Raw genomic sequence first — 6,591 nt, 5'->3', positions numbered from 1 at the left:
CATGTTTCGGCGAGGCATAGTCACGCCTTCGACATGCGGTTGATTCACGTTACGTCGCGCAGCCGCTGCTGACGTAAAAAAAACCGCCGTAGCTTGCGCCCGGCGGTTTTTTAATTGAGAGGAGTGTGCGAGCCTACAGCCCGGCGATAGTATCACCCGAGCGCGAAGTGCCCTGTGCGGTGTCCGTCTTGGGGCTTGCCTTGTCGGCCAGCAGCGGCGCCGGTGCGGTCACGGTCGGCACCTTTTTGCCCCCTGCGACCAGCTTGAGCCGGTTGTACTCGGCCATCACCTTGGATCCGTAGCCCGAGTCGCTGTCGAACGCGCCAGCGCCGACATAGGTCTTCAGGCCCGCCTCGACCGAGCCAGTGCGGGTCACGTAATCCTTGAGGATCTGGGCGCCGACGCGGATGTTGGCCACCGGGTTGAGCGCGGCCTGCGCGCCGCCCAGTTCTTCGAACTTGTCGCCATGGACCTTGGCCATCACCTGCATCAGGCCCTTGGCGCCAACCGGGCTCTCGGCAAACGGGTTCAGGCCCGATTCGATCGCCATCACCGCCAGGATCAAGAGCGGATCGAGCTTGATCTCGCGCGCCGTCGAGTAGGCGGTCGAAACCAGCATGTTGGCGGCGTCGCCGGCCACGCGGTAGCGCTTGGACAGCCATTCCGTGACCAGATGCTGCTGGCGGCTGTTGCCGACGTAAGCCTTGTCCTCCGCGCTCATCGGGCGCGGCGCGGCGGGCGCTTGAACTGCCTCGGCGGCGGCGACGGTGGTCGCGGCCGGCGCCGCCTGCACGGTGGCCGATTCCGGATTGAGCAGGTCGGACACGTGCCGGGCCAGCTCAGGGCGGGTGTAGAGCAGCGCAAGCATTGCTACTGCGGAAAGACCGAAAACGGTCATCGTATGTTGTGCAGTCGTAAACAGACTGCGTGCCGCTTTGGTCACGGACATGCGCGTGATGGGCTGGCTGGCCATTTGTTGGACGAGCCTTGCGCCCGCCATGAAACGATTGAGCATCGTATCTCCTTTGTCGCGGAAAAAGGGTCCCGGCGCGGCGCGTGAACGCTGCGAGGCTCGCTAATACCGTGCATCAGAAAAATCGTCGGTCGCCGCTCGCGGTCGACTAACGCCGTCATTGCTTTGCTTCAGCTGGCGGCTGCCCAGGCAGGCGCGCACCAGTGGCTCAACAACTGTTTCGGGGGAGTAGGCAGACGCCTAAATGAAAAACACTCCTCAAAATGTCATGTGGGGCCCCGACCCCGTGAAGTTATGAGAACGGCTACAATTATGTAAAAAATTAAGCGAAAAGAGTAGCCGCCTCATCAAGTAGACAGGATTGTAGGCAGACCTTTATACCAAGTCAACCCTAGCACTGTTGCGCTTTATTACTTTTAAATCTTACTTTCCTCGCTGCAACGCAGCAAAGCTCAGCCATATCAAATACTTAGCGGAGCTAGTTAAGCTAGCTCGTATGCATGAAAAAACCAGCAAAAAATTGATGAACTATTCGGATTTGCGGGATTTTATTTCCCAACTGCAACAAATGGGCGAATTGAAGCGGGTCGCGGTGCCGGTTTCGCCGAATTTGGAGATGACCGAGGTGTGCGACCGCACCTTGCGCGCGGGCGGACCGGCGCTGCTGTTCGAGCGCCCGGCCGGCCATACGATGCCGGTGCTGGGCAACCTGTTCGGCACGCCGCGCCGGGTTGCGCTGGGTATGGGCGCCGAGGATGTGAGCGAGCTGAGGAAAATTGGCCATGTGCTGGCGCGCCTGAAAGAGCCGGAGCCGCCCAAGGGCTTCAAGGACCTGATGGGGCTGGGCTCGTTGGTCAAGGCGGTATGGGACATGGCGCCCAAGGAGGTGCGTGCGCCAGGCTGCCAGGAAATCGTGTGGGAAGGCCAGGACGTGGACCTGTCGCGCCTGCCGATCCAGCACTGCTGGCCGGGCGACGTGGCGCCGCTGATCACCTGGGGCCTGGTGATTACCAAGGGGCCGCACAAGAAGCGCCAGAACCTGGGCATCTACCGCCAGCAGGTGCTGGGGCCGAACAAGGTGATCATGCGCTGGCTCGCGCACCGCGGTGGCGCGCTCGACTTCCGCGAGCACGCGCTGGTCAATCCGGGCAAGCCCTATCCGGTGGCGGTTGCGCTGGGCGCCGACCCGGCCACCATCCTGGGTGCGGTCACGCCGGTGCCCGATTCGCTGTCCGAATACCAGTTCGCGGGCCTGCTGCGCGGGCAGCGCACCGTGCTGGCCAAGGCGCTGGGCAGTGAACTGCGGGTGCCAGCGTCAGCCGAAATCGTCCTCGAAGGGCATATCTACCCGGACCCGAATCATCCATCCGGTTTCGAACATGCGCTCGAGGGGCCGTATGGCGACCACACTGGTTACTATAATGAGCAGGACTGGTTCCCGGTGTTCACGATCGACCGCATCACCATGCGGCGCGACCCGATCTACCACTCGACCTACACCGGCAAGCCGCCCGACGAGCCGGCGGTGCTGGGCGTGGCGCTCAATGAAGTGTTCATTCCGCTGCTGCAGAAGCAGTTCTCCGAGATCACCGACTTCTACCTGCCGCCGGAAGGCTGCAGCTACCGGATGGCGGTGGTGCAGATGAAGAAGCAGTACGCCGGCCACGCCAAGCGCGTGATGTTCGGCGTGTGGAGTTTCCTGCGCCAGTTCATGTATACCAAGTTCATCGTGGTGGTCGACGAGGACGTCAACGTGCGCGACTGGAAGGAGGTGATCTGGGCGATCACCACCCGCGTCGACCCGACCCGCGACACGGTCATGGTCGATAACACGCCGATCGACTACCTCGATTTCGCTTCGCCGATCAGTGGCCTGGGTAGCAAGATGGGCATCGACGCGACCAACAAGTGGCCGGGCGAGACCAGCCGCGAATGGGGCACGCCGATCGAGATGACGCCGGCGATCAAGCAACGGGTGGACGAGATCTGGCAGCAGTTGGGGCTGTAGTGATCACCCGTGCGTGGCGCGGCGACGGACTTGGCTAGACTGCGCTAATTCCCACGCACGCACGGAGGGCGCAATGAATATCCTGATGGTGTTGACTTCGCATAATCGCCCTCTCGGCGACACGGGCAGGGTAGCCGGTTTCTGGCTGGAGGAGTTCGCCGATCCGTACTACGTGTTCAAGGATGCCGGGGCGATGATCACGATCGCATCTCCACGGGGCGGCCAGCCCCCGATTGACCCGAAAAGCGACGATCCTGAATTCCAGACCGTGGCGACGCGGCGCTTCAAGGGCGACGGGCAGGCGCAGCAGGCGCTGGCGCACTCGGCCAGGCTGTCGGAAGTGGCGCCAGGCGGATACGACGCCATGTTTTATGCCGGCGGCCATGGTCCGTTGTGGGACCTGGCGCACGACCCCGATTCGATCCGGCTGATCGAGTCCATGTATGCCGATGGCAAGCCGGTCGCCGCGGTGGGCCACGGACCGGCGGCCTTCCTGCACGCCAAGGCGCCGGACGGCAGCCCGCTGGTCCAGGGCAAGGAGGTGACCAGCTTTGCCGACACCGAGGAAGCGGAGGCCGGGCTGGCCGAGGTGGTGCCGTTCCTGGTCGAGGACATGCTGGTCCAGAACGGCGCCAGGTACAGCAAGGCTGCGGACTGGCATCCCTGCGTGCGCAGCGATGGCAACCTGATCACGGGCCAGAACCCGGCATCGTCGGAGTCGGCCGCGCACGAACTGCTGCAGCGGCTCTCGCCCAATCCGACCCGCACCTGAGGGGCGGATTGGCGGATGCGGCCACAAAACCCGCTGGCTCGGTTATAATGCGTGCTGGCGGGCCCCTGCGCATTGCGGCATGGTTTACCTGGTCAGGTCGGGAACGAAGCAGCCAAAGCCGTTTACCGCAAGTGCCGCAGATCAGGCTCGCCTCCTCCTTTGAAAAGCTGCTTCGGCAGCTTTTTTCATATCTGCTCCTTGCCGTTTTCTCTTCATCGGTCGCTCTGTCAACGTCACCTGCCGGCAGCGTAAACATTTCCCGAGTTGCAAGCTTCTTTAGTTGCTGATATTGTTCTATCGCAACTTTGGTTTACTATTTGCAATTATTGCAGAAAGCAGTTTTCTTGGGAGCCATAATGTATAAACGTCTGACCACTTTATTCGGGCTAGCTGCTGCATGCCTTATTGTTGCCGCGACGGTTGCCGGTTGCGCTGGTGCGCCGGAGGTTTTTAAGGACGCACCCATCGGCTACCCGCTCCAGGCCAATGAAGAATATCCGTTTGATGATAGCTACCAAAGATACTTTGCGGGTACCCCGGAGAGTGAACGGGCGCTGGTTTTGGTCGGATCCTTCGGGGACGAGGTATTGACGGACCTTAAGCAGATCGGTCTGCTCCCGGGTGTCGTCAAGGAAAACTGGATTATTCACCTGAGCGAGCGACGGTACAACGATGTCTACCTGCTGCCGGTTAAAGTTGACAAGGAAAAGCCATTCAAGTTTGACCGCGTCTTTGTTGCGCCCAAGCCGAACCGCAAGAGCGGAATCAAAGGCACCATGGAGTTACGTTTGTGGGATAGCCAGAGCATCCTCATTGATAAGCCTGGTATCTACTATTTCGGCACCATTGTCTCTAATGACGGAAACGCTTTCGTGAGGCAGCAAGTCGACCCGCGCGTGGTCGATCTCGCGATAAAAAAATATCCGAAAGTTTTTGAAAAAATGCCGAGGATTAACTTCTGATGACCCTTTACGAACATCGCTACCGCGCCGGGAAGTGGATTAATCGACTGGCACTCATGACAATCGCAGCGGCTTTGCTGGGCGGCTGCGTGACGTATTATCCGCTGTCACCGGCGGCAGTGAGCGCCAGCGCCACAATGACTCAAGAGGCGGCGCTCGAGATTGTTCAAAGCCAGTTCGCTTCAGCGGACAGGAAAGCAGGCTTTTGCCAGCACTTTATGTATCCGCCTGTTAACGCAGCGTCAGGCGACCTCATTTTGCAGCAGCCTGTGATAATGAAGGCCTCCGTTGTCGAGCTCAATTATGAACAGGGGAGAATCGGCCGAGGCGCGGATGACATTATTCGCAGCACGCTTGCCGCGCGCGACACGAATCGCAATGAGGTCGGGCGCTACAGTTATTCGGTCCCTTTCGACATGACCAAAGTGGCAATCGCAAGGGTCGGCGAGAAGGGTGAAATGGCCACTTGCAACGGCTGGCAAGGCGGCGTGCACGTCGAGCTGATCAACCTTGAGCCACGGGGGGTAATGCACAGGCTGGCATTCCGGCTTGCGCCGGACAATCTGGAAATGTTTCTCGCGGCAGTCAAGCGCCTGTCTCCCGGAGTCTATTTCGTCCAATAGCTGGCTGAGCTGTGTTCGCCGCCGGCACTGGCGTCGGCGGCCGGCACGGCCCGATGGTGGCCAGATTGTTCGCGGCAACGGCCAACTGGGGTAAAATCTCGGCATGTCCTATCAAGTCCTCGCCCGCAAATACCGCCCCAAGAACTTCGAAACGCTGGTCGGCCAGGAGCACGTGGTGCGCGCGCTCACGCACGCGCTGCGCACGGGCCGGCTGCATCATGCCTACCTGTTCACGGGCACACGCGGCGTCGGCAAGACGACGCTGTCTCGAATTCTGGCCAAGTCGCTCAACTGCACCGGCCCGGACGGGCAGGGCGGGATCACGGCCGAGCCGTGCGGCGCGTGTGAAGCCTGCCGCGCAATCGATGCCGGCCGCTTCGTCGACTATATCGAGATGGACGCGGCATCCAACCGCGGCGTCGACGAGATGGCGCAACTGCTCGAGCAGGCGGTGTACGCGCCCAGCAATGCGCGCTTCAAGGTCTACATGATCGACGAGGTGCACATGCTGACCAACCACGCGTTCAACGCGATGCTCAAGACGCTCGAGGAGCCGCCCGAACACGTCAAGTTCATCCTCGCGACCACCGACCCGCAAAAGATTCCGGTCACCGTGCTGTCGCGCTGCCTGCAGTTCAACCTGAAGCAGATGCCGCCGGGGCACATCGTCGGCCACCTCGAGAATATCCTGGGCCAGGAAGAAGTGCGCTACGAGCAGCCTGCGCTGCGCCTGCTGGCGCAGGGCGCGCACGGTTCGATGCGCGACGCGTTGTCGCTGACCGACCAGGCGATCGCCTACGCCGCCGGCGAGGTGAGCCTGGCGTCGGTGCAGGGCATGCTGGGCGCGCTCGACCAGTCCTACCTGGTGCGCCTGCTGGATGCGCTCGTCAACCAGGACGGCACCGACCTGATGGCGGTGGCGGACGAAATGGCCAGCCGCAGCCTGTCGTACAACGGCGCGCTGCAGGACCTGGGCACGCTGCTGCACCGGATCGCACTGGCGCAAACGGTGCCGTCGGCGGTGCCGCAAGACCTGCCGGAGCTGGCCGACATCCAGCGCCTGGCCGGCCAGTTCGATCCGCAGGAAGTGCAGTTGTATTACCAGATCGCGGTCCATGGCCGCAACGAGATCGGTCTGGCGCCGGACGAGTACGCGGGCTTCACCATGACCCTGCTGCGCATGCTGGCGTTCCGGCCGGGGCAGGGCGGCGCCGAAGCGCCGGCTCCCGCGCCGCAAGCGGCGGCCGCAGCTG

6 protein-coding genes and 1 other RNA gene are annotated in these 6,591 nt (G+C 61.8%); 6 read left to right on the top strand and 1 reads right to left on the bottom strand.

Going from position 1 to position 6,591, the window contains the following annotated elements:
* Window positions 1-133 precede the first annotated feature (133 nt).
* Complete coding sequence (locus E4O92_RS04305; RefSeq protein WP_167759689.1) at window positions 134-1,015, bottom strand: transglycosylase SLT domain-containing protein; 882 nt, start codon at window positions 1,013-1,015, stop codon at window positions 134-136.
* Window positions 1,016-1,496: 481 nt separating this feature from the next.
* On the opposite strand from E4O92_RS04305, the gene ubiD reads away from it, so the two are divergent.
* From ubiD to dnaX, 6 genes are all read left to right on the top strand, one after another.
* Window positions 1,497-2,981 carry a 4-hydroxy-3-polyprenylbenzoate decarboxylase gene (gene ubiD / locus E4O92_RS04300; RefSeq protein WP_135188518.1) on the top strand — a complete coding sequence of 495 codons (1,485 nt, stop codon included), beginning with the start codon at window positions 1,497-1,499 and terminating at the stop codon, window positions 2,979-2,981.
* Between the two features lie 73 nt (window positions 2,982-3,054).
* A complete protein-coding gene (locus E4O92_RS04295; protein ID WP_135188517.1) occupies window positions 3,055-3,753 on the top strand; it encodes a type 1 glutamine amidotransferase domain-containing protein in 699 nt (232 codons plus the stop codon).
* Window positions 3,754-3,809: 56 nt separating this feature from the next.
* An RNA gene (gene ffs, locus E4O92_RS04290) (signal recognition particle sRNA small type) lies at window positions 3,810-3,908 on the top strand.
* A gap of 201 nt (window positions 3,909-4,109) precedes the next feature.
* On the top strand, window positions 4,110-4,715 hold the full coding sequence (locus E4O92_RS04285) for a hypothetical protein (RefSeq protein WP_135188516.1): 606 nt from the start codon (window positions 4,110-4,112) through the stop codon (window positions 4,713-4,715).
* Window positions 4,715-5,338, top strand: a complete 624-nt coding sequence (locus tag E4O92_RS04280) for a hypothetical protein (RefSeq protein WP_135188515.1) — start codon at window positions 4,715-4,717, stop codon at window positions 5,336-5,338. Before E4O92_RS04285 ends, E4O92_RS04280 begins: the two co-directional genes overlap by 1 nt.
* A 103-nt stretch (window positions 5,339-5,441) precedes the next feature.
* On the top strand, window positions 5,442-6,591 hold a 1,150-nt coding region (dnaX, locus tag E4O92_RS04275), incomplete at its 3' end, for a DNA polymerase III subunit gamma/tau (protein WP_135188514.1).

Source organism: Massilia horti, assembly GCF_004614195.1.
GTDB classification, from domain to species: domain Bacteria; phylum Pseudomonadota; class Gammaproteobacteria; order Burkholderiales; family Burkholderiaceae_D; genus Telluria; species Telluria horti.
Note: the sequence above shows the minus strand (reverse complement) of the source record. Positions and strands in the feature narration are given on the sequence as shown.

What these genes read in the sequence shown, in the direction of transcription:
- E4O92_RS04295 (WP_135188517.1), top strand. Translation starts at nt 3,055, where the DNA reads ATGAATATCCTGATGGTGTTGACTTCGCATAATCGCCCTCTCGGCGAC.
- ubiD (WP_135188518.1), top strand. Translation starts at nt 1,497, where the DNA reads ATGAACTATTCGGATTTGCGGGATTTTATTTCCCAACTGCAACAAATG.
- E4O92_RS04280 (WP_135188515.1), top strand. Translation starts at nt 4,715, where the DNA reads ATGACCCTTTACGAACATCGCTACCGCGCCGGGAAGTGGATTAATCGA.
- E4O92_RS04305 (WP_167759689.1), bottom strand. Translation starts at nt 1,015, where the DNA reads ATGCTCAATCGTTTCATGGCGGGCGCAAGGCTCGTCCAACAAATGGCC.
- E4O92_RS04285 (WP_135188516.1), top strand. Translation starts at nt 4,110, where the DNA reads ATGTATAAACGTCTGACCACTTTATTCGGGCTAGCTGCTGCATGCCTT.